General features: G+C 63.5%; 18 protein-coding genes, 3 pseudogenes and 1 riboswitch. Of the genes and pseudogenes, 14 read left to right on the forward strand and 7 right to left on the reverse strand.

The annotated features are described in order from the left end of the window. Positions 1–40 precede the first annotated feature (40 nt). Positions 41–578 (reverse strand): annotated as a pseudogene (locus tag HFO71_RS03800) (ATP-binding protein). Between the two features lie 108 nt (positions 579–686). Beyond that, positions 687–2,699, reverse strand: a complete 2,013-nt coding sequence (locus HFO71_RS03805) for a BTAD domain-containing putative transcriptional regulator (protein WP_221987534.1) — start codon at positions 2,697–2,699, stop codon at positions 687–689. 176 nt (positions 2,700–2,875) lie between these two features. On the opposite strand from HFO71_RS03805, the gene HFO71_RS03810 reads away from it, so the two are divergent. The 4 genes and pseudogenes from HFO71_RS03810 (at position 2,876) to HFO71_RS03825 (ending at position 4,796) form a co-directional block, all read left to right on the forward strand. Further along, a complete protein-coding gene (locus tag HFO71_RS03810; RefSeq protein WP_020050586.1) occupies positions 2,876–3,118 on the forward strand; it encodes a DUF1127 domain-containing protein in 243 nt (80 codons plus the stop codon). A 225-nt stretch (positions 3,119–3,343) separates the two neighbouring features. Continuing rightward, positions 3,344–3,725: pseudogene (locus HFO71_RS03815) on the forward strand (VOC family protein). A 43-nt stretch (positions 3,726–3,768) separates the two neighbouring features. Next, entirely contained in the window at positions 3,769–4,251 is a 483-nt protein-coding gene (locus tag HFO71_RS03820; protein ID WP_205930246.1) for a cupin domain-containing protein, read from the forward strand. Between the two features lie 161 nt (positions 4,252–4,412). After that, the gene (locus HFO71_RS03825; RefSeq protein ID WP_077978605.1) at positions 4,413–4,796 is read left to right on the forward strand and encodes a VOC family protein; all 384 of its coding nucleotides are present in this window, start codon (positions 4,413–4,415) and stop codon (positions 4,794–4,796) included. 118 nt (positions 4,797–4,914) lie between these two features. Here the strand turns inward: HFO71_RS03825 and HFO71_RS03830 are convergent, their stop codons facing one another. Continuing rightward, positions 4,915–5,670 carry an SDR family NAD(P)-dependent oxidoreductase gene (locus tag HFO71_RS03830; RefSeq protein WP_077978604.1) on the reverse strand — a complete coding sequence of 252 codons (756 nt, stop codon included), beginning with the start codon at positions 5,668–5,670 and terminating at the stop codon, positions 4,915–4,917. A gap of 290 nt (positions 5,671–5,960) precedes the next feature. Here HFO71_RS03830 and HFO71_RS03835 point away from each other — a divergent pair, with 290 nt between their 5' ends. Further along, on the forward strand, positions 5,961–6,854 hold the full coding sequence (locus HFO71_RS03835) for an AraC family transcriptional regulator (protein WP_077978603.1): 894 nt from the start codon (positions 5,961–5,963) through the stop codon (positions 6,852–6,854). Positions 6,855–7,265: 411 nt separating this feature from the next. Here the strand turns inward: HFO71_RS03835 and HFO71_RS03840 are convergent, their stop codons facing one another. Further along, positions 7,266–8,273, reverse strand: coding sequence for an AraC family transcriptional regulator (locus tag HFO71_RS03840; protein ID WP_077978602.1), 1,008 nt, complete (start codon positions 8,271–8,273; stop codon positions 7,266–7,268). 69 nt (positions 8,274–8,342) lie between these two features. Between HFO71_RS03840 and HFO71_RS03845 the strand changes: the two genes are divergently transcribed. Further along, positions 8,343–8,711, forward strand: coding sequence for a DsrE family protein (locus HFO71_RS03845; RefSeq protein WP_094085636.1), 369 nt, complete (start codon positions 8,343–8,345; stop codon positions 8,709–8,711). Positions 8,712–8,816: 105 nt separating this feature from the next. Continuing rightward, positions 8,817–10,097 carry a bifunctional sulfur transferase/dioxygenase Blh gene (gene blh / locus HFO71_RS03850; RefSeq protein ID WP_077978601.1) on the forward strand — a complete coding sequence of 427 codons (1,281 nt, stop codon included), beginning with the start codon at positions 8,817–8,819 and terminating at the stop codon, positions 10,095–10,097. A gap of 33 nt (positions 10,098–10,130) precedes the next feature. On the opposite strand, the gene HFO71_RS03855 is transcribed toward blh, so the two are convergent. Continuing rightward, positions 10,131–10,514: a type II toxin-antitoxin system VapC family toxin gene (locus tag HFO71_RS03855; protein ID WP_020050577.1), complete on the reverse strand. Its 384-nt coding sequence runs from the start codon at positions 10,512–10,514 to the stop codon at positions 10,131–10,133. Then, complete coding sequence (locus HFO71_RS03860; RefSeq protein ID WP_027668851.1) at positions 10,511–10,768, reverse strand: type II toxin-antitoxin system Phd/YefM family antitoxin; 258 nt, start codon at positions 10,766–10,768, stop codon at positions 10,511–10,513. Before HFO71_RS03860 ends, HFO71_RS03855 begins: the two co-directional genes overlap by 4 nt. A gap of 207 nt (positions 10,769–10,975) precedes the next feature. Continuing rightward, positions 10,976–11,231, forward strand: a riboswitch (cobalamin riboswitch). A gap of 178 nt (positions 11,232–11,409) precedes the next feature. Between HFO71_RS03860 and HFO71_RS03865 the strand changes: the two genes are divergently transcribed. The 4 genes and pseudogenes from HFO71_RS03865 to HFO71_RS03880 all read left to right on the forward strand — a co-directional run bounded on the left by HFO71_RS03865 (position 11,410) and on the right by HFO71_RS03880 (position 15,651). Further along, a complete protein-coding gene (locus tag HFO71_RS03865; RefSeq protein ID WP_206987818.1) occupies positions 11,410–12,426 on the forward strand; it encodes an ABC transporter substrate-binding protein in 1,017 nt (338 codons plus the stop codon). Then, the gene (locus tag HFO71_RS03870) at positions 12,423–13,463 is read left to right on the forward strand and encodes a FecCD family ABC transporter permease (protein WP_221987535.1); all 1,041 of its coding nucleotides are present in this window, start codon (positions 12,423–12,425) and stop codon (positions 13,461–13,463) included. The genes HFO71_RS03865 and HFO71_RS03870 overlap by 4 nt, the downstream gene beginning before the upstream one ends. Further along, a pseudogene (locus tag HFO71_RS03875) lies at positions 13,460–14,213 on the forward strand (ABC transporter ATP-binding protein). The gene HFO71_RS03870 and the pseudogene HFO71_RS03875 overlap by 4 nt, the downstream one beginning before the upstream one ends. 496 nt (positions 14,214–14,709) lie before the next feature. Further along, positions 14,710–15,651: an MYG1 family protein gene (locus HFO71_RS03880; RefSeq protein ID WP_168259248.1), complete on the forward strand. Its 942-nt coding sequence runs from the start codon at positions 14,710–14,712 to the stop codon at positions 15,649–15,651. A gap of 77 nt (positions 15,652–15,728) precedes the next feature. Here the strand turns inward: HFO71_RS03880 and HFO71_RS03885 are convergent, their stop codons facing one another. Continuing rightward, positions 15,729–17,099 carry a lactonase family protein gene (locus HFO71_RS03885; protein ID WP_168336631.1) on the reverse strand — a complete coding sequence of 457 codons (1,371 nt, stop codon included), beginning with the start codon at positions 17,097–17,099 and terminating at the stop codon, positions 15,729–15,731. Here HFO71_RS03885 and HFO71_RS03890 point away from each other — a divergent pair. The 3 genes from HFO71_RS03890 to HFO71_RS03900 all read left to right on the forward strand — a co-directional run bounded on the left by HFO71_RS03890 (position 17,098) and on the right by HFO71_RS03900 (position 19,627). Continuing rightward, the gene (locus HFO71_RS03890; RefSeq protein ID WP_221987536.1) at positions 17,098–18,111 is read left to right on the forward strand and encodes a LysR family transcriptional regulator; all 1,014 of its coding nucleotides are present in this window, start codon (positions 17,098–17,100) and stop codon (positions 18,109–18,111) included. The two genes, HFO71_RS03885 and HFO71_RS03890, sit on opposite strands and share 2 nt — an antisense overlap. A gap of 160 nt (positions 18,112–18,271) precedes the next feature. Continuing rightward, the gene (locus HFO71_RS03895) at positions 18,272–18,661 is read left to right on the forward strand and encodes a c-type cytochrome (protein ID WP_026158740.1); all 390 of its coding nucleotides are present in this window, start codon (positions 18,272–18,274) and stop codon (positions 18,659–18,661) included. A gap of 147 nt (positions 18,662–18,808) precedes the next feature. After that, the gene (locus HFO71_RS03900; protein WP_077978595.1) at positions 18,809–19,627 is read left to right on the forward strand and encodes a cytochrome c oxidase subunit II; all 819 of its coding nucleotides are present in this window, start codon (positions 18,809–18,811) and stop codon (positions 19,625–19,627) included. Positions 19,628–19,657 lie beyond the last annotated feature (30 nt).

A 19,657-nucleotide genomic window follows, 5' to 3' on the forward strand; every position in this document is an offset into this window, starting at 1 on the left:
AGGACGAACCGGGATCGGGTAAAAAGCTGAGGGGCTTGCGTTATGACGCCAGGCGAAACGCGCCGCTGCGCATAGCCTCGATCACCGCGCGCAACGTGTCTTCCCTCTCGTGCCCCTCCGTCGAGACCACATGTTGCTCGAACGGACCCAGTGACGAGAATTGCTGATGGAGCGCGGCAATAGGGCCGGGATCGGTCAGCGTGTCGCCGCCGCGCTCCCGGCAGCGCCGGATGGCGACATCGAGCGGCGGACGCAGGACCACGTAGTGGAGGGGTGCCGCGATTTTCCGGAACGGTTCCAGGAACCACGGCCCGACGATGCCGTCCACGACGACGAAGTAGCCGCCGCCGGCATAGCCTGACGCCGCCTTCGTCAACACGTCGACGACAACGACATTCTGCTCATGCGCTTCCGGCAGATAGGGCGGGATCACGCCGTTCTTGATGAAATGCCAGAAGTCGTCGGAATGAAGATGGACCTTCGGCGAGCCGGGGCTCGCTGGCGAGCGCCTCGGCCGTCGTGGTTTTCCCGGAGCCCGGCGGCCCGGTGAGAATGAGAACTTCGCCCGTGTGGTTCATAGCATGGCAATTTCGCACGAAGCAGCATCGTTTCGCAATTAGCCGATAGGGGGTCGGTAATAGCCCGGCATGACCCCTTTCGTTCTGAAGAAGCCGCTGAAACGGCAGCTACTCCGGCAGTCCCGCCATCCTGAGAGCCTCGATATATCGGCTGCGATCGTCCGGTCGCCGGAACGGTGGAAGTACGTCGGCGAGATCGGAAAGCCGGAGGGAGGGATCCAACAGGCACAGGCGGGCGATCGTTTCGCGGGCTTGCACAAGCCGCCCGGCCATGGCCTGGCTCGCCGCCATCACGCGCATGGCGCTCGGGTAGTTCGGCTGGTGGTGTAGCGATTTTCCTGCCCAGGCGGCAGCATCGTCATAGTGGCCGGCGCAAAAATGCGCGAGACCGATGTTGAACTGCCAGGCAAAGAGGCGCGGATCCAAAGGGCTGAGACGCATGGCAAGTGTAGCGTGTTCAACGGCCTTATCGGGTTCGCCCAGGCAGGCCTTCACCCAACTGCTGACGCCGAGCGCAGCGGCCAGATTCGGGTTGAGGAAGAGTGCGCGATCGATGCAGGCCGCACTGTCATCGAGATCGCCGCCGACATAACCGATAACATATCCGCCGTAGGTGAGCGCAACCGCATCGTCCCAGCCGAGTTCGACCGCTCTCCGGGCCAGCCGGGTGGCTTCGGCAGTCTCGTCTGCGGGATTGAGCATCCAGCCATTGCTCTTTCGTGTGGCGTAGCAGCGTGCCGCTCGGGCATGGGCTGTGGCGAATTCCGGGTCACGCTCGATCGCCTTCCTGAAAAGCCGCAAGGCCTCGTCGACGACCGATCTGTTGGTAATCGTCCGGTCGAAGGCCGCCAGGCCGCGGAGATAGTAGTCGTAGGCGTCGAGGCTCTCGGTCGGCTTGCGTTTGGCACGCTCGATCTCAGCTTCCTCCACTTTCGGCGTTATGGCGCCGACGATGCTCGAGGCGACCTGATCCTGAAGATCGAAGACATTCGCCAGGGTTCCGTCAAAACGATCGGCCCAAAGATGTGTACCGGTCGACGTATCGATGAGCTGCCCGGCAATGCGCAGGCGGTCACCCGTCCGGCGCACACTCCCTTCGACGACGTAGCGTACGTCCAGCTCACGCCCGACCTGCTTTATGTCGACCGCCTGACCTTTGTAGGTGAAGCTCGAATTCCGGGCGATGACGTAGAGATGGCGGAATTGAGCAAGCGCTATGGTGATGTCCTCGACGATGCCGTCGGCAAAATATTCCTGCTCCGCGTCGCCGCTCAAATTCTGAAACGGCAATACGGCAACAGATGGCCGATCGTGATGTTTCGCCGGGGCTGAGACGGCCTGCGCCTGCAGCGCGAGGTCGGGGCTCGGTGTGATCGGCGGATGTCCGGTTCCCTGCCGCGATTGCAGCGAAGCTGCCAGGGAGGACGTCTGTGCTTCTGGTTCAGCCTGAAGATGCTTCTTCAAGAGCGCCCGGCAGGCTTCGTACTGGCGCAGAGCCGCGTTTTCGTGGCCCCTCAGAGCGTGGATCCGCATCAGCGCCCGATGGGCGGCCTCCACGGTCGGGTCCGCAGCGAGCAGCCTCTCAGCCAGCCCTTCGCAGGCCGGTTCTTCCGCGGTGCCTGGCTCGGAAAGCGCTTGGCTCAGCCGCTCCACCAGTTGCAGTGCCTTGCGTTGATATGTGCTGCGATAGGGTCCGAACCACTCGTCCAACCCGTCCGGAATGGCCTCGCCTGAGATCACCTCGCCGCGGTAGAGATCGGCGGCGAAGGCGAGATCGGCGGTCCGGCCGGCCTCCAGTTTACGGTCGAAGATCGAAATGTCGGTTTCATCAGGACCTGTTATCAGCGCGACGGTCTCCTGATCCCCGTCAATGTAGACGGTGGCATCCCCGCCAGCGGGAAACGATCGCCTGATATCGACCAGCGCCTGGCGCAGGCTGTTGCGGGCCTGCTCATTGCTTCGTCCTGGCCAGAAAGCTTCGGAAAGCAGTTCCCTGCGATGGCCGCGGCGGCCTGCAAGCACCAGGGCAGCAAAAAGAAGTGACGTCTTGCGCGTGGCGAAGCGGATTTGCCGGTGCTCCCGGGACATCACTTCAAGGCCACCCAGCAACCTGATGCGCAAAGATCGTCTCCCAGATTTCGACCGCGACCGCAGAATAGCATTTCGGCAGATAGATTTAACACCGATTTAGCGGCGGCTTGTCGAAGTTTTCCTGGCCGTTCACGCCGAACCGAACAGCCGGAATACGCCCGCGTGTCAGGCTTCCACTTGCAAATCTCACAAATGGGAGACTGAAAATGGCTCACACGGAAACTCACGCCGGCATCAGCGCGCCGAAAGGACAGTTGTTCGGGTTCAGGCCGAACAGCGTAGCAATCATTGTCGCTGCCCTGAGGAGGTGGCAGCGGAGCGTCGCAAGACGGAAGGCATTGGCAGATCTGACGCCCGACCAGCTGAGGGACATCGGCCATCCCCAAATCAATCGACCCGTGCTCGAAATCAAAGCAGGGCTGATGACGAAGTTGATGTCAATGCGATAGTCCGAATGTTCGACTGCGCGGACGCGTCGGCTGCCGGTCGACAAGGCGAGGATCCAAGATGCAAGCTTGGCGCCAGATTCGATTGGCAGCAGGCAATCGTTGATTCCCACTCTGTCTGGGCAGGGACCGTTGATCTGGCATTCACCCTTCGCCATCAGTCGTCAGTTTTTCCGCCGCGGCGATTTCGACTATGATGGGACGCTGGAACGATAGCGAGGGCACGGCATGATCGATCATATTACCATTGCAGTGAGTGACCTTGAGAAGAGCAAGCTGTTCTATGAAACGCGCTCTCGACCCTCTGGGCTATCGCCGTACCTTCGGGAAGGAGGGCGTGTTCTGGGCCTTCGATGTCGGCGGCAGCCTGTTCGAGATCCAGCACACCGACGACAAGCCGCCTCTGACGCGTTTGCACGTTGCCTTCCGGGTTCGGAGCAGGGCGGAGGTCGAGGCGTTTTATCGGGCCGCGCTCGAAGCCGGCGCCCGGGACAACGGCGCGCCCGGCCTGCGGCCGGAATATGAAGAGAACTATTATGCCTGCTTCGTTCTCGATCCCGACGGATACAATATCGAAGCGATGCTCAACGAGCCGGCGCCACAAGGGTGAGCGCAGGGCTCTGCCCAAAGAATGCAATCGAGGGGAGGTGGATATGTCGAGTTTCAGGAATGCCGTTGTCTCTTTGCCCGGCAAGGAGCGCGTGGCGAGCACGCCCTTCGGCGCGAGGATCGTCATCCATGCCACGGCCGCCGAGACCGGCGGCGCGTTCGGGATGTGGGAAACCTTCACGCCGCCGGGTCATGGTCCGGCCCCGCACACGCACACCCGGGAGACGGAAGTCTTTCGGGTCGTTCGCGGTCTCTATCGATTCCAGTGCGGCGACGAGGCGTTCGACACGCCTGTGGGAACCGTCGTCGTTCTGCCGCCACATGTACTGCACAGCTGGCGAAACATAGGCGACGAACCCGGCCAGATGTTCGGCACGGTCACGCCGGGCGGCTGCGAGCAATTGTTCATCGATATCGAGGCTTTTGGTGCCGATACGCCCGAGAAAATCGCGGTAATCGAAGCGCGACTGGGGATCATCAACGACATCACGCTGGCCCTCGGATTGACGGCACCGCAACCGCGCTGATTGGTCGTCAGGGAGTCGAGCGGGTCTGTCTATTGTCGGCGTGATCGCTTTCGCGGCATGGCACTCTCTCAAGAGTCCTGTCGCTTGGAAATATCCGTATGTCCTAACCGCGCTGCGTCCATGTCACCGACGCGCGCATTGGTCTTGAGGAGGCACATTTGATGCTTACGATTGGGTCGATTGTCTGGGGTGTGAGGGATGTTGCGCGCGCCATCGAATTCTGGCGCGCGGCCTTGAATTATAAACCTTTGCGAGAGCCGTCGGAAGATTGGGCCATTCTTGTCCCGGTCACGGGCGAAGGACAGCAGATGGCGATCACGATCGTTTCATCCGACCCCACCACCCACCAGCGCCATCATCTCGATCTCTATGCATCCGATCAGCAAGCCGAGGTCGAGCGGCTGTTGTCTCTTGGAGCGCAGCGTGTGGGTTGGCGCTATCCCGAAGGCGCGGACTATATCGTTCTGGCTGATCCTGATGGAAACAGGTTCTGCGTCGTTCAGAAGGAGATGGAACAAACCGGCGTCGCCAATCCATCCGCTTGATCCCGAAGGTGCGGGAAAAGGCGCGCGGCGCTGTAGGGCGTAATGCCGAAGCGATTTTCAGGAAGAACAGCCCCGTCAATGATTGGCGGGGCTTTTTGCTGTCTGGCGGCAGGCGAGTTCAGATGACCTGGCCGCCGGAGACTTCGATGCGCTGGGCGGTGATCCAGCGGTTGTCGTCGCCGATCAGGCTTGCGATCATCGGGCCGATATCGTCGGGCACGCCGACGCGGCCAAGCGCGATCATGCCGGCGAACTGGCTGTTGAGGTCGGGCATGTCGCGGACGGCGCCGCCGAGGAAATCGGTTTCGATGGCGCCGGGCGCGACGGTGTTGACCGTAATGCCGCGGCTGCCGAGTTCCCTGGCGAGGTAGACGGTGAGGATCTCGATTGCGCCTTTGGCGGCCGAATAGGCGGAGAAGCCGGGATAGGAGACGCGGGTGAGGCCGGAGGAAAAGTTGACGATGCGGCCGCCATCGGCAAGCAGCGGCAGCAGCGCCTGGGTGAGGAAGAACACGCCCTTGACATGGACGTCGAACAGCGCGTCGAACTGCGCCTCGGTGGTCTCGGCAAACATTGCCATTTCGCCGTGGCCGGCATTGTTGACGAGGTGGTCGAAGCTATCGCGCCGGAACTTGTCGTGCAGCGCCTTACGGACCTGATCGGCGAAGGCGGGGAAGGTTGCGACATTGCCGACATCGAGCGGCAGGGCGACAGCCTTGCGGCCCATGGCTTCGATTTCGCCGACCACGGCTTCGGCCTCGGCCTTGCCGCTGCGGTAGGTCAGGATGACATCGCCGCCATGGCGGGCGATGCTGACAGCCGTGTTGCGGCCGAGGCCGCGGCTGGCGCCGGTGACGATTGCAATCTTGCTCATTTCGAAACTCCTTCGTGGTGTGTTGGTGCGACGATCGGAAAAGACGGGCGAGGCCCGTTGCCCGAAGCGCCTGACATTTTGCCTATTTCGCCGAATCCTGTACCGGCATGGGAGATTTCAGTCATCGAAGACCTCCTTGCGTTCGGCGATCCGCTGCGATCAGGCGTCTCGTCTCTCTGACGGTGTGACTATCTCAGAGGGAAGACGGGTGGTGTTGCCGGAATCGCTAGGGATATTGCCTAAACCTCCAATTTCGGCTTAGGGTGGCTCGACTGCAGGAGAGGCCAGGGATGACAGAGACGCTATTGGAAGCCGTTCGCCGTTATACGGAGACCCATGCCGATCTCTCCGGCCTGGCGCGCACGCCGATTCCAGGCCTTGCCACCATCCGCGCGACGATGCCGAGCGACATGCAATATGCGATCTCCAAGCCGCTGGTGGCGCTTGTCGTGCAGGGTGCCAAGCGCGTGACGATGGGCGATGACGTGTTCGATTTCAGCGCCGGGGACTCGCTGCTGATCACGGCCGATGTGCCGACGGTGAGCGAGATCACCGCGGCAAGCGTCGGCCGGCCCTATTACTCGCTGGTGCTAGACCTCGACCCGGCGCTGATCGCCGAGCTCAGCGTCGAGATGAAGCTCGCCCGGGTGGCGGATGGCGCGACGGTGCGCGTCGAGCCGACCGATACGGAAGTGGCGGATGCGGCGCTGCGGCTGATGCGCCTGCTCGACCGCCCGGCCTCGGTGCCGGTGCTGCAGGCGCAGCTGGTGCGGGAGATGCATTACTGGCTGCTTGCCGGCCGGCACGGCACGGCGATCCGCCGGCTCGGTTGGCCGGATGGCCATGTGCGGCGCGTGGCGCGGGCGGTGGCAGTGCTGCGCGCCGAGTTCGCCGAGACCGTGCCGGTGGAGAGGCTGGCTGCGGTGGCAGGCATGAGCCCATCCTCTTTCCACCAGCATTTTCGCGCCGTCACTTCGCTCTCACCCTTGCAATTCCAGAAGCAGCTGCGGCTGATCGAGGCGCGGCGGCTGATGCTTGCCGAAGGTGTCCCGGCCAGCCACGCCGCCTTTGCCGTCGGCTATGAGAGCGTGCCGCAGTTCACCCGGGAATACGGCCGCATGTTCGGCCTGTCGCCGGTCAGGGACATGAAGGCGGCGCGCGACCGGGGGCCGGTGGCGGCTTAGAGCGGCATCCACCAACAGCCCTCATCCTGAGGCGTGTAGCCCGTAGGGCGGAGCCTCGAAGGGCACGCCGCAACGCTGCTCCCTGCATCCATCTGGCGCCGGCGCACCCGCCTCGTCCTTCGAGGCGCTGCCGCTCATCGGTCCGGTACACCCTCAATCCCGCGCCGTCGGATATTCGATTGCACTCGTGGCGTATTGGCGATGACATGCCAGGCTATCTGGCGAGCGCCAGTATCAATGTGTGCGTCTCAATCATCGGAATGTGCATTGCGGCTGTAGCCCAAACGGCAACCGAGAACATTACCGCCGCAATCCTGATTCCGACCGGCCTCATTATTTTCTCCGGTCGATCCGATATCGCGAGATTTCGGTATATTCAGACGTGCAGCAACACGATCCCTTCGGGGCACCTCAGGATGAGCCTCTCTTGGACGCCGTCGCCCGCCAGGCCGCCGGTGGGGTGGCGAAGGCGCGGGAGAAGGCGCGGTTGAAGGCGGCTTCGGTGGCATAGCCGGCGTCATAGGCGATCGCCGCGATCGGCTGACCCGATGTGGCGAGCGCGACGCTTGCGAGATAGAGCCGCCAGTCGCGGATATAGCGGATCGGCGATGTCGAGAGCATCGTCTGAAAGCGATCAGCGAGGGCGCTTCGCGACATTCCCGATGCCGCAGCCAATTGCTCCAGCGACCAGTCACGTTTGGGATCGTCGTGAATGAGGGAGAGGCAGCGCGACAGCGCTGGGTCGCCAAGCGCTGCCAGCCAGCCGACCGAGCTGGGCTCGGCCATCATGATCTGGTGGCGCAGGATCTCGATGAAGATGATTTCCGTCAGCCGCGGCAGCATCGAGACGCCACCGGCACGCGGCCGGTCGACCTCCTCGACCATCTGGCGGATGATGGTGCGCAGCCAGTCGCCGTCATTGGCGGCCCGCGTTCTGACATGGATCAGTCTGGGCAGGGCCCGCCGAAGCGGCGCAAAGCTCAGCCCATCCCACTGCAGATAGCCGCAGAGCAGCCGCACGCCTTGTGTCTCGTCGCCGTAGCGCAGCACGGGAATCTCACGCCATGGCTTCTGTGGCAGGTCGCGGGTCGGGAGCACCAGCTTGCCGTCTCTTCCCGCGCCGAGCTGATGTCCGGTGCCGAAGGGAAAGACCAGCACGTCGCCGGCCTCAAGATCGGTCTCTTCGTCTTCCACTTTCAGCCAGCAGCGGCCGGCCACAACGATGTGAAACGGCATCGTGCCCGATGCCTTTGCCGAAAGATTTGCAAGCGACGGCGCGGCATCGGTCTGCCAGTCGCCCGTCGGCATGAAGCAGAATTGCAGCGATCCCGAAAGGCGGATCGTCGAAAGCAGCGCCGACAGCACGTCGTCGCGCGCGACACCCGCAGCGTCTGGATTTTCGGACAAGGCTTCACGCATTCCGGCCAAATACGCGCGCCGCGCGCCCTCCTATCATCAGTGCGTTCAAACCAACTGAAGGAGAATACTATGCAAACGGCAACCGACAAACTGGTCGTGCTCGTCACCAAGGGCATCGAATCCGAATTGTCCTCCGTCGCCTTCACCATCGCCAATGGCGGCATCACCGCCGGGCTGAAAGTCTCGGTTTTCCTTACCAGCACCGGGATCGACCTGGTGCGCAAGGGTGGCCAGCAGATGACGCATGTGCCGCCGCTCGATCCGCTCGCGAGCCTGATCGAGAATTTCCAGCAGCGCGGCGGCACGATCTGGGCCTGCCCGCCCTGTGTCACCTCGCGCGGTTACACGCAGGAGGACATGCTCGACGGCGTCGTCATCGTCGGCGCCAGCGCGATGCATGCTGAGATCAAGGAAGGTGCGGCGACGCTGTCGTTTTAATCACGCACGCGCCGGGCGGAAGCTATTCTTGCGCTCGGAGATATACTTGTGAGAGTGTAACCTAATACATGCGATGCTGCATGATACGGGCGCGCAGGGGCTTCGATGACATCCGTCAGGGTCAATGAGCTGATATCGGTGGCGGGACAGCCCAATGCCGCGGACTTTGCCGATTTCGCGGCGCGCGGCTTTGCCGGCGTCATCAATGCCCGGCCGGATGGCGAGGAGCCGGATCAGCCCGGCAATGCTGCGGAAAAGGCGGCGGCCGCCGCCGCCGGGCTTTCCTACGGCTTCGTGCCGGTGAAGGGGTCCGAGGTCACCGAGGCCGATATCCGCGCCTTCCAGGCAGCGATGACGCAAGCGAAGGGGCCGGTCGTTGCCCATTGCAAGAGTGGCACTCGGGCGCTGACGCTTTATGCGCTGGGCGAGGTACTCGACGGGCGGATGCAGCCCGGCGACGTCGAGGCTTTCGGTCAAAGCCTCGGCTTCGATCTTGCTGGCGCGCGACATTTTCTGGAGAAACGGGCGAGGCAGGCACCTCATGTGACGGCCTTCTTCGAGCCCCGCACCTGCAGTGTGCAATATGTCGTTTCCGACCCGGAGACGAAACGCTGTGCCATCATCGACCCGGTGCTCGATTTCGACGAGATGTCGGGGGCGACGGGGACGGTCAATGCCGATGCCATCCTTGCTCACATCGAAAGCGAAGGGCTGACGGTCGAGTGGATCCTCGACACCCATCCGCATGCCGATCATTTCTCCGCCGCGCATTATCTGCATGAGAGGACCGGCGCGCCGACCGCAATCGGCAGTCATGTCACCGACGTCCAAAAGCTCTGGAAGGAGATCTATAACTGGCCGGCGCTTGAAACCGACGGCTCGCAATGGGACCGGCTTTTTGCCGATGGCGACACCTTCGAGATCGGTGCGCTTAAAGCCCGCGTGATGTTTTCGCCGGGCCATACGCTTGCCTCGATTACCTATCTGATCGGCGACGCCGCCTTCGTGCACGATACGGTGTTCACGCCGGATTCGGGCACGGCGCGCACGGATTTCCCGGGCGGCAGCGCTAGCGCCCTCTGGCAGTCGATCCAGGCCATCCTGTCGCTGCCCGAGGAGACCCGCCTCTTTTCTGGCCACGATTATCAGCCCGGCGGCCGGCACCCGCGCTGGGAAAGCACGGTGGCGGCGCAGAAGCGCGCCAACCCGCATATATCAGGCATCGACGAGGCCGGCTTCGTGGCGCTGCGCCAGGCGCGCGACCGCACGCTGCCGAAGCCGAAGCTTATGCTGCACGCGCTGCAGGTGAATATCCGCGGCGGGCGGCTGCCCGAGCCGGAGGGGAATGGCCGGCGGTATCTGAAGATACCGCTGGATGCGTTGTGAGGGTAGGCGTGGCCGTGGCAACCGCCGCATCGTTCAAAGCGCGCTTTCCACATCGGTCCTGACGAAGTCGTCGCCGACAAATAGCAGCCGGCACGCATGTTCCCGAGCCACCTCATAGGCGAAGCAGTCGCCGAAGTTCAGGCTGGCGGGATGGGCGCCTTTGCCCCAGGTGCGGTAGGCTTCGGCGATGCGGCGGGCGGAGGCAGGGGTGACGGCGACGATTTCGAAGCCGAGGCCGTCGATCAGTTGTTCCATTTCATCGCCGACGTTGCGACGGGCCGAGACGATCAGGGCTTCGGCGACCGTGCCGGCGGAGATCAGGAGATCGTCGTCGGCTTCGAGGACGGCAATCAGGGCATCGGCTTGTGGTTCGCCAAGCACGATCGCCATCAGGGCGGAGGTGTCGACGGCGATCATTCGGGCAGGCCGTCATCGCTATAGAGGAAATCCTGGCTGCGTGCGGCCGGCGGCCCGTCGGCGGCTTTGGCAATGGCGGAGGCCCGCACCGCTTCCATGAGCGTCCGGCGGGATTTCCGATCGGGCGCTGCCCTCACCGGAACCAGCTTCACGGCGGCATGACCGTGCCGGGTGAGGATGACCTCGTCCCCGGCTTCGGCGCGCCGGACCAGTTCGGTCAATTGTCCCTTGGCATCCGTCACAGACACTCGCATCGTTCGCACTCTCCAGGACCAGTGCAGACCAGTTTCTTCTGGAAAATTAGACCATTCGCTGGACCATATCAACGGATAATCTTCGCAGGTCACGGACGGCGCGGGGATAGTTCGCGCAGCGAACGGCGGCATGAAGCCATGTGCGATATATTTATCCGCTGGCGGCATGGCGCCTTCGGAATAATCATTGACGGCACATGGGCGGGCGACGTAACTGGGCGCGACGGTTCCCTGAAGATGACTCCAAGGGGATTAATAGGGAACACGGTGAGGACGACCCAGTAGGGACCGAGACCGTGGCTGCCCCCGCAACTGTAAGCGGATTGTCGATCATCTCAGGAGTGGCCAGCGACTGGCCATCTCTGAAGGGCTCATGGCCCTGCCACTGCGAGATATCGCGGGAAGGAGGATGAAACGACGGATATCCGCAAGCCAGGAGACCTGCCGTCAATCACGATCCAATCAACCGGGCGGGGATGCCCGGACAAGGAACAGATATGATTGACTTGCTGAACCTTCGCCGAATTCCGGCATGCATCCGTCTCGATTGGGCCTTCTGCGGCTAGGGCACGCCAAAGCGTGCTTTCGGTCCGCGCATATGCGCGGAACGGCCGTGATTTTTCCCTTCATCGAGGTTTTCCATGCGCCAGATTCTCGCCACCATGACATTTGCCTTCGGGCTCGCCGGCCTTGCAGCACCAAGCCTTGCCGCGACCCGATATCCCTTGACCATCACCAATTGCGGCCAGCATGCGACCTTCGAAAAGGCGCCATCCAAAGTCGTTTCGACCGGTCAGGGCATGACCGAAGTGCTCTTCTCGCTCGGCCTTGCCGACAAGATCGTCGGAACGGCCGTCTGGGTCGGTCCCGTCCTGCCGCAATATGCCGAGGCCAACAGCAAGATAAAGCGGCTTGCCGACAATGATCCGAGCTTCGAATCTGTCGTCGGGCAGGAGCCCGACCTGGTGACGGCCGAGTTCGAATGGCATGTCGGCGCACAGGGCTCGGTCGGCAAGCGGGAACAGTTCAAGGATCTCGGGATCAATACCTATCTCGCGCCGGCCGATTGCGTCGCCAAGGTCAACACCGATGGCGGCGACGGCGTGCGTCGGGAACTGTTCACGATGGAGCTGATCTACCGAGAGATCGCCGAGCTCTCGGAGATCTTCGACGTGAAGGAACGCGGCGATGCGCTGATTTCGGAACTGAAGAAGCGCGAGGCGGATGCCGTCGCTTCGATATCAGGCGCCTCGGGCAAGAAGCTGCCCGTCGTCTTCTGGTTCTCCAGCAAGGAGGTCAATGGCGACGCCTTCATCGCCGGTAAAAACAGTGCGCCGGCCTATATTCTGAAGACGATTGGCGCGAAGAACGTCGTCACCACGGAAGAGGAATGGCCGCTGGTCGGTTGGGAAACCATCGCCCAGGCGAATCCAGCGGTGATCGTGCTCGCAACCATGGACCGCCGCCGTTACGCCGCTGACGATCCCAAGATCAAGGTCGATTTCCTCGAGAACGATCCTGTGACCAAGGAACTGGACGCGGTCAAAAACAAGCACTTCGTGATGATGGACGCGCAGTCGATGAACCCGACGATCCGCACGATCGACGGTATCGAGACATTGGCGAACGGCATCAAGTCCTTCGGCCTGGCGCAGTGAAGGCAGTGTCGGTCCGGCAACAGGGATGGTGGGCGCTTGCCGCGCTCACCATGGCAGCACTTCTCCTGCTCGGGCTGATGGTGAGTCTTGCCGTTTCGATCGGCGAGATCGCCATCCCGCTTGCGACAACGGCGGAGGCGGTTTCGAACCGCCTGTTCGGAACGGATTTCCAGCTCAGCCGCATCCACCAGGGCATCGTCTGGGATTATCGTCTGAGCCGCGCGCTCGTCGCTGCCAGCGCCGGCGCGTCGCTCTCGCTTTCAGGCGCGATCCTCCAGGCGCTGCTGCGCAATCCGCTGGCCGAACCCTACGTGCTCGGCATCTCCGCCGGCGCCTCGACGGGCGCGGTCTGCGTGATGATCCTCGGCTTCGGCTACGGCGCGCTCGGCCTGTCGAGCGGCGCCTTCATCGGTGCGGTCATTGCCTTTCTGCTGGTCGGCATCCTGGCGACGGGTACGGGGGGAACCGGCGAGCGCATCATCCTGTGCGGCGTCGCCGGTTCGCAGCTCTTCAATGCACTGACCTCCTACATCGTGACGACATCGGCGAATGCCGAGCAGGCGCGCGGCATCCTGTTCTGGCTGCTGGGTTCGCTCAGCGGCGTGCGCTGGCCCGATGTCTATCTGTCAGTGCCAATCGCTCTTGCCGGCTTCGTCATCTCAATGGCCCACGTGCGGGCGCTCGACGCCTTCGCCTTCGGCACGGATGCCGCCGCCTCGCTCGGCATTGCCGTACGCCGCGTCCAGATCGTGCTGTTCGCCATGACGGCGGCGATGACGGCAAGCGTCGTCAGCATGGTGGGTTCGATCGGATTCGTCGGCCTCGTCATCCCCCATGCCGCCCGCTTCCTCGTCGGACCGGCGCATAGGCGGCTGCTGCCGGCAACGGCGCTCGGCGGCGCGATCTATATGGTCGGCGCCGATATCATTTCGCGCATCATCATCCCGCAGCAGATCCTGCCGATCGGGGTCGTCACCGCGCTCTTCGGCGCACCGGCCTTCGCCGTCATTCTCTGTCGCGTGCGGGGGAAGGCATGAGTATCAGCATCGACGAGGCGAGCTTTGCCGCCGGTAATATCGTCATCGTCAACGGCGTCAGCCTGACGGTGGAAAAGGGCAAGGTGCTCGGTCTGCTCGGGTCGAACGGTTCCGGCAAATCGAGCCTTCTCAGATTGATCTGCCGGCTGCGCAGGGTTCGCAGCGGCATCATCCGGCTGGGCGACGACGACATTTCCTCGCTACCGCGCGCAGCGCTTGCGCGTCGCGTCGCCTTCGTCGAGCAGCAGTCGACGACCGACCGTGCGCGACGTCGCGCGGCTCGGCCGCACGCCGCATCGCGGGCTGCTGTCGTCCTGGGGTGCCGGAGACGACGCCGCCGTCGACGAGGCCCTGTCGCGGGTGGGCATGCAGGAGAGGGCGGGCCAGCTCTGGCAGACGCTGTCGGGCGGCGAGCGCCAGCGGGTGCATATTGCCAGATCGCTGGCGCAGGCGCCGAGCGAACTGCTACTCGACGAGCCGACCAACCATCTCGATATCCAGCATCAGCTCGACATTCTCTCGCTGATCTCGAAGCTCGGCATCACCTGCATCGTCGCGCTGCACGATCTTAATCTGGCGGCGATGTTCTGCGACAGGCTGGCGGTGCTTCAGAAAGGCGAGATCGTCGCCTCCGGCGCGCCCGAGGAGGTGCTGACCGAGGATATGATCGGCCGGGTCTTCGGCGTTCGCGCCCATGTCCAGAAATCGGCCGTGCACGGCCGGCATCAAATCCAATACGTCATGGATTGACGGATGGTCGGGAATTTCGATCTCAACGAGGAGATCCGGGATTGTTGGTCGAGACGGTCGGAGACCTTCGACCTCGCTTTCGGCCGTAGGATCGCCAGGGGTCACGAGGCTGTCTCTTCATGTATGCCGTCCTGCCAAACCGCTGGGGAGTCTCGAAGGTCCAAGAGAGCCTCATCCTGAGGCGCCCGAAGGGCCTCGAAGGGCGAGACGGGTGCGCCCGCCTTGGGATTAGCAGCGCAAGGAGCAGCGCTGCAGCGTGTCCTTCGAGGCTTCGCCCTGCGGGCTGCGCGCCTCAGGATGAGGGGCGTTGGAGGTTGCCGCGCCCGGGCGCCGGGGGTGCTGCGGGTTTGCTCTTGCTGTTCCAGCGCCGCAGTCCCTGCCGTTGCCAATACGCCAAAGTCCAAGAGCCTGATCCCATAGAGGCTTGTCGTCATATCCGCCAACCGCTATCTGGTGTTGACTCAAGGCGGACCCGCCGAAAACGACAAGGCCTTTCATGATCCCCAATTTCCTGGTCACCCATTCCGGTGGCTTTCATGCCGACGAATTGCTGTCGAGCGTCATCCTGACCCGGCTTTTCCCGCAGGCTCGTATCGTTCGCAGCCGCGCGCCGGAGTGGATCACGCCGGGCGAAGATCGGATCATCTATGATGTCGGCGGATCCTATAACCCTGCTGCCGGGATATTCGATCACCACCAGCGCGGCGCGCCGCTGCGCGAGGATGGCCAGCCCTACAGCTCGTTCGGGCTGATCTGGAAGCATTACGGCCGTGACTATCTCGCAGCCTCCGACCTTCCCGAAGCGCATGTCGAGGCGATGCATGGCTCTTTCGACGACGGCTTCGTGCTGCCGATCGATCTGACTGATAATGGCGCGCTCAGCCCATCCGGGCCGCTGGCCGGGCTGACGCTGCCGGTGCTGCTGGAAACCCTGAAACCGGTTTTCGACGAAGCGGACCCTGAGGCCGACGATCGTGCCTTCCACGCAGCCCTTGCCATTGCCCGCAGTTTCGTCGAGGCCAGGATCGCCCAAAGTGCCGCAAAATTGCGGGCCGAGGCGATCGTGCATCGGGCAATCGAGGCCGCGGGGCAGGGGCGTGTTCTGGAATTACCGAGGGGCATGCCCTTCCGTCCCGCCATCGTCAAGGCGGGCGCCGATCACCTGCTGTTCGTCGTTCACCCGCGTGAAAAGGATTGGTGCGTGACCGGCATTCGCCGCGCCGAGGAAGGGTTCGAGCTCCGGGCCGACCTTCCGGCGGCCTGGGCCGGGCTCACCAATGGTGCACTGGAGGCAGTTTGCGGCATCGAGGGCGCAAGCTTCTGCCACAACGGCCGCTTCATCGCCGCCGCCAGGACGCGGGAGGCCGCTCTCGCCATGGCCGAACTGGCGGTAAAGGAGGCGCTTTCGATCGGGGCACAGTCAAATGGCGGCCGCTGAGGTCGCATTGAAGGTCATCAGTCCGACATTGAATGATATTTCCTCAGCTTCGCCGTCTGCGTGAATCTGCGGGCGCCCTACGGTGCGAGATCGACATGGTGGGCGCCGTGCGGCAGCGGCACGCGGCCGAGCCGCTTAAGCGCCGGCCGGTCGCCTTTTGCGACGCGGAAGACCTCGAGCCCCGAGCCGGCCTCGGGCCTCGCCCCATCATGGCCCTGAAACACGGTGGCGAGGAAGTGGTCTCCTGTCCGATCGAAGGCGCCGCCTTCCGGCAGTGCCCCTTCGAAGGGATAGTCTGCGAGCCTGGAGATGGCGCCGGTCGCCGGGTCGAAGCTCAGAAGCGTGACGCTGGCGTTGCGGTCGAAGCGGGCGGAGCCCGGCGGGAAGGCGGTGCCGCGCATGTTGACGGTGGCGACGAGCCGGCCTTCCGGGCTGATGGCGATGCCCTCGGAGGAGAGGCCGGTCTCGGCACCGCCGAGGAGATCGTGGCGGGCCGATTGCTGTGGTGTCGCGGGATCGGCGAGCCTGATGACGCTGATCGTCGACGGTGTCTGCGGGATACGGCCCTCCAGGTTCTTGGCGGCGAAGTTCCGGCCCCAGTTGGCGGTGAGATAGTGGCGCCCGTCGGGTGTGAAACGGCCGACGAAGGGATCGGCGCCAACCTCCACGACATTGCCCCATGGGCGCAGGATGGGCGCGCCGTCGGCTCCGGTGACCTCGAAGAAGGCGACCCGGTTTTGCGTATTGATGTTGACTGCCAGGAAGCGGCCTGAGGGATGCCAGTGGACGTTGGTCGCGGTCACGCCGCCGCGCGGGGCCGGCTCCGATCCTCTCACCCCGAGCTCTGCGAGGTCGAACCGGGCGAGGCGGCTGAAGCGGCCATCGCGATAGGCGACGATCTGGACGAAGCTCGCCTCCGGCGTGTTGGAAACGACGGCGACGCTCTCTCCATCAGGGCTGAGGGACAAGGCCTCGGGGAAGGCTTCGATCTCCACCGTGTCGGAGAGGCGGAGTGCCGCGCCGTCCGAAAGGTCGACCGCGAAGAGCCGCCGGCCCGGCGGCAGGTCGCTGATCCTGTTGCCGCCCTTTGGACGTTCGCCCAGCCTTTCTGCGACGAAGGCGGTTTGCCCGTCTTCGCTGAGGGCGAGGATTTCAGGCGCCGAGGTCACCGAATTGGAGACCGGTATCGAACCGGTGACAATCTTGTCCCCGGCTGGCGACATGATCGTCAGCAGATCGCGATAGCCGGCATTTCGCGGCGCAAGCTCGGCAGTGCCGTAGGTCCGGGCGAGAAAATCACCGTCGGATATGACGGCGATCCGGCTCGCCGAGATGCGGCCGAGAATCTTGGACGCGGCTTGCGCGCCTTCGGCGGCTTGCGTGCTCTGGGGCGCGGCGAGGCTAAAGGTGATGGCGAGCGTCGCGGCGGTGAGGACTGGTCCGTTCATGATCCTGCTCCCTTGTTGGCGGTCCTTTGAAAATGCCGCCGATGCTGATAATTTTCCAATCGCAATCCTGTCGCCTGTGATAGGTATTTCGCATCATGAGGCTGTCCTGGATATCCGCACGCTCGCCTGTTTCGTGGCCGTTGCCGAAGACCTGCATTTCCGCCGCGCGGCGGAACGGATGAACCTGACCCAGCCGGCGCTCAGCCAACGGATCCGGGTGCTGGAAGGCGAGGTCGGGACCGATCTCTTCGAGCGCGACCGCCGCGGCGTGGCGCTGACGCCGGCGGGCGCTGCCTTCCTCGGCCCGGCCCGCGAGGCGGTGCTGCATGCCGGGATGGCGAAGGCCGAAGCCCTGCGGGCGGTGCGCGGCGAGATCGGGCGCCTGCGGCTCGGCTTCACGCCGATCGCCTTTTACGGCGTCCTGCCGGAGGCGGTGCAAGCGTTTCGTGCCCGCTACGCGCAAGTCGATGTCGATCTCATCGAGATGAGTTCGCCTTTGCTGGAAGCCGCCCTTGCATCGGGCGACATCGACCTCGGCGTGCTGCATCCACCGCTTTCGCGGGATCTGATTATCCACTCCCTGCCGGACGAGCCGTTCGTGCTGGCGCTTCCGGCGACGCACCGGCTGGCGAAGCAGCCGGTCATCCGCGTCGCCGATCTTGCCGGCGAGCCCTTGTTGCTTGCGCCGCGGGCGATCGGTCCCAGCATATACGACCGTGTGATCGCCCTTTTCAGGGGCGAGGGCATCAGCCCCCGGATCGTCCAAGAGGTTACGCCGATGACGACGCTGGTTGGCCTCGTTGCGGCCGGAACCGGTCTCGGCTTCGTCACCTCGGGCATCGCGAAAGCCGCCCGGCCGGGCGTCGCCTACCGCCCCGTCCTGCCGCCGCCGCCATCCCTACCGATCGCCGCCGCATGGCGCCCGCCGGCATTGTCGGCGAGCGGCGAGCGCTTCCTGGAGATCGTGAGAGGGTTGGTCGGGCAGGGCGATTTGCCGGAGCGGACGTCATGAACGGCGGGAGGTGTGGCAGCGAACACCCGTGCCGAATTGCGGAACCGATTGACTTGTTGCCACGAAGGACTAAGCTTTAAGCCATAACAACCACTACCCACACGCGAGAGATAGCGGAGGGTGCAAGTGGCTGGCAACCTTGAGGAGGATGAGGTTTGCCGTGGATTACCGTGTTGTTCTGCTGATCGCCACATCCGTCATTGCTCTTTGTCCTGGTAACGCCGGGGCGCAGGAGGGCGATGCGACGGCGGGTGCGGCCGTTTTCAAAAAATGCGCGACCTGTCATGTCGCCGATTCCGATACGAACAAGGTCGGCCCGTCGTTGAATGGGCTGTTCGGCCGGAAGGCCGGAACGCATCCCGATTACGCCTATTCGGCCGGAATGAAGGCGGCCGGCGAGGGCGGTCTCGTCTGGGACGAGACGGCGCTGCGCGACTATCTGCACAATCCGAAGGGGAAGGTGAAGGGTACGAAGATGGCCTTCGTCGGGGTGAAGGACGACCAGGAAATCACCAATCTCATCGCCTATCTCAAGCAATATTCCAAGTGATGGGCAATACTCCAAATGGCGGCTCGCGCCTGGGGGGTGCATGCCTAAATTGCCGTAATTGCCGATATTTTCTATCTGTGCGATAATAAACACGGACTTTTTGCGGAATGCGGTTTCACGGGTCGACCTGCTCGAGGAGGAGCGGACATGGCTGTCGTGCTGATCCTCGTCCTGATTGTCGTCGGCTCCGTGCTGTTCCATGTGCTGAGCCCGTGGTGGTGGACGCCGATCGCGTCCAACTGGACCTATATCGACACCACCCTCGTCATCACCTTCTGGATCACCGGCATCGTCTTCGTGGCGGTGGTTTCGTTCATGGCCTATTGCGTCTTCCGCTTCCGGCACAAGCCCGGCAACCGGGCACATTACGAGCCCGAGAACCGCAGGCTGGAATTGCTGCTGGGAGGGGGAACGGCGGTCGGCGTTGCGGCGATGCTGGCGCCCGGCCTGATCGTGTGGAACCAGTTCATCACGGTGCCTGCCGATGCCGCATCGGTCGAGGTCGTCAGCCAGCAATGGCTGTGGAGTTTCCGGCTGCCCGGAGCCGACGGAAAGCTCGGCCGCGCCGAGACCGGCGACGTCACCCCCGAAAACCCGCTCGGCCTTGATAAAAACGACGCAAGCGGCCTTGACGACGTCATCATCGAGGGCGGCGAACTCCATCTGCCGATCGGCAAGCCGGTGCACATATTACTGCGCTCGGTCGATGTGCTCCATGATTTCTATGTGCCGGAATTCCGTGCCAAGATGGACATGATACCCGGCATGATCACCTATTTCTGGTTCACGCCGACGCGGACAGGGACCTTCGATATTCTCTGCGCCGAACTCTGCGGCGTCGGCCATGGGCAAATGCGCGGCACCGTCGTGGTCGAAGCCGACGCCGACTACCAGACCTGGCTCGGACAGCAGCAGACATTCACCCAGCTTACGGCGTCATCGGGAGAGCTGCCGCCGCCAAACTGAACCCCAGCGGTCGCAGACCGCTGGGAGACG

It is taken from the genome of Rhizobium laguerreae, assembly GCF_019778565.1.
GTDB lineage: Bacteria > Pseudomonadota > Alphaproteobacteria > Rhizobiales > Rhizobiaceae > Rhizobium > Rhizobium laguerreae.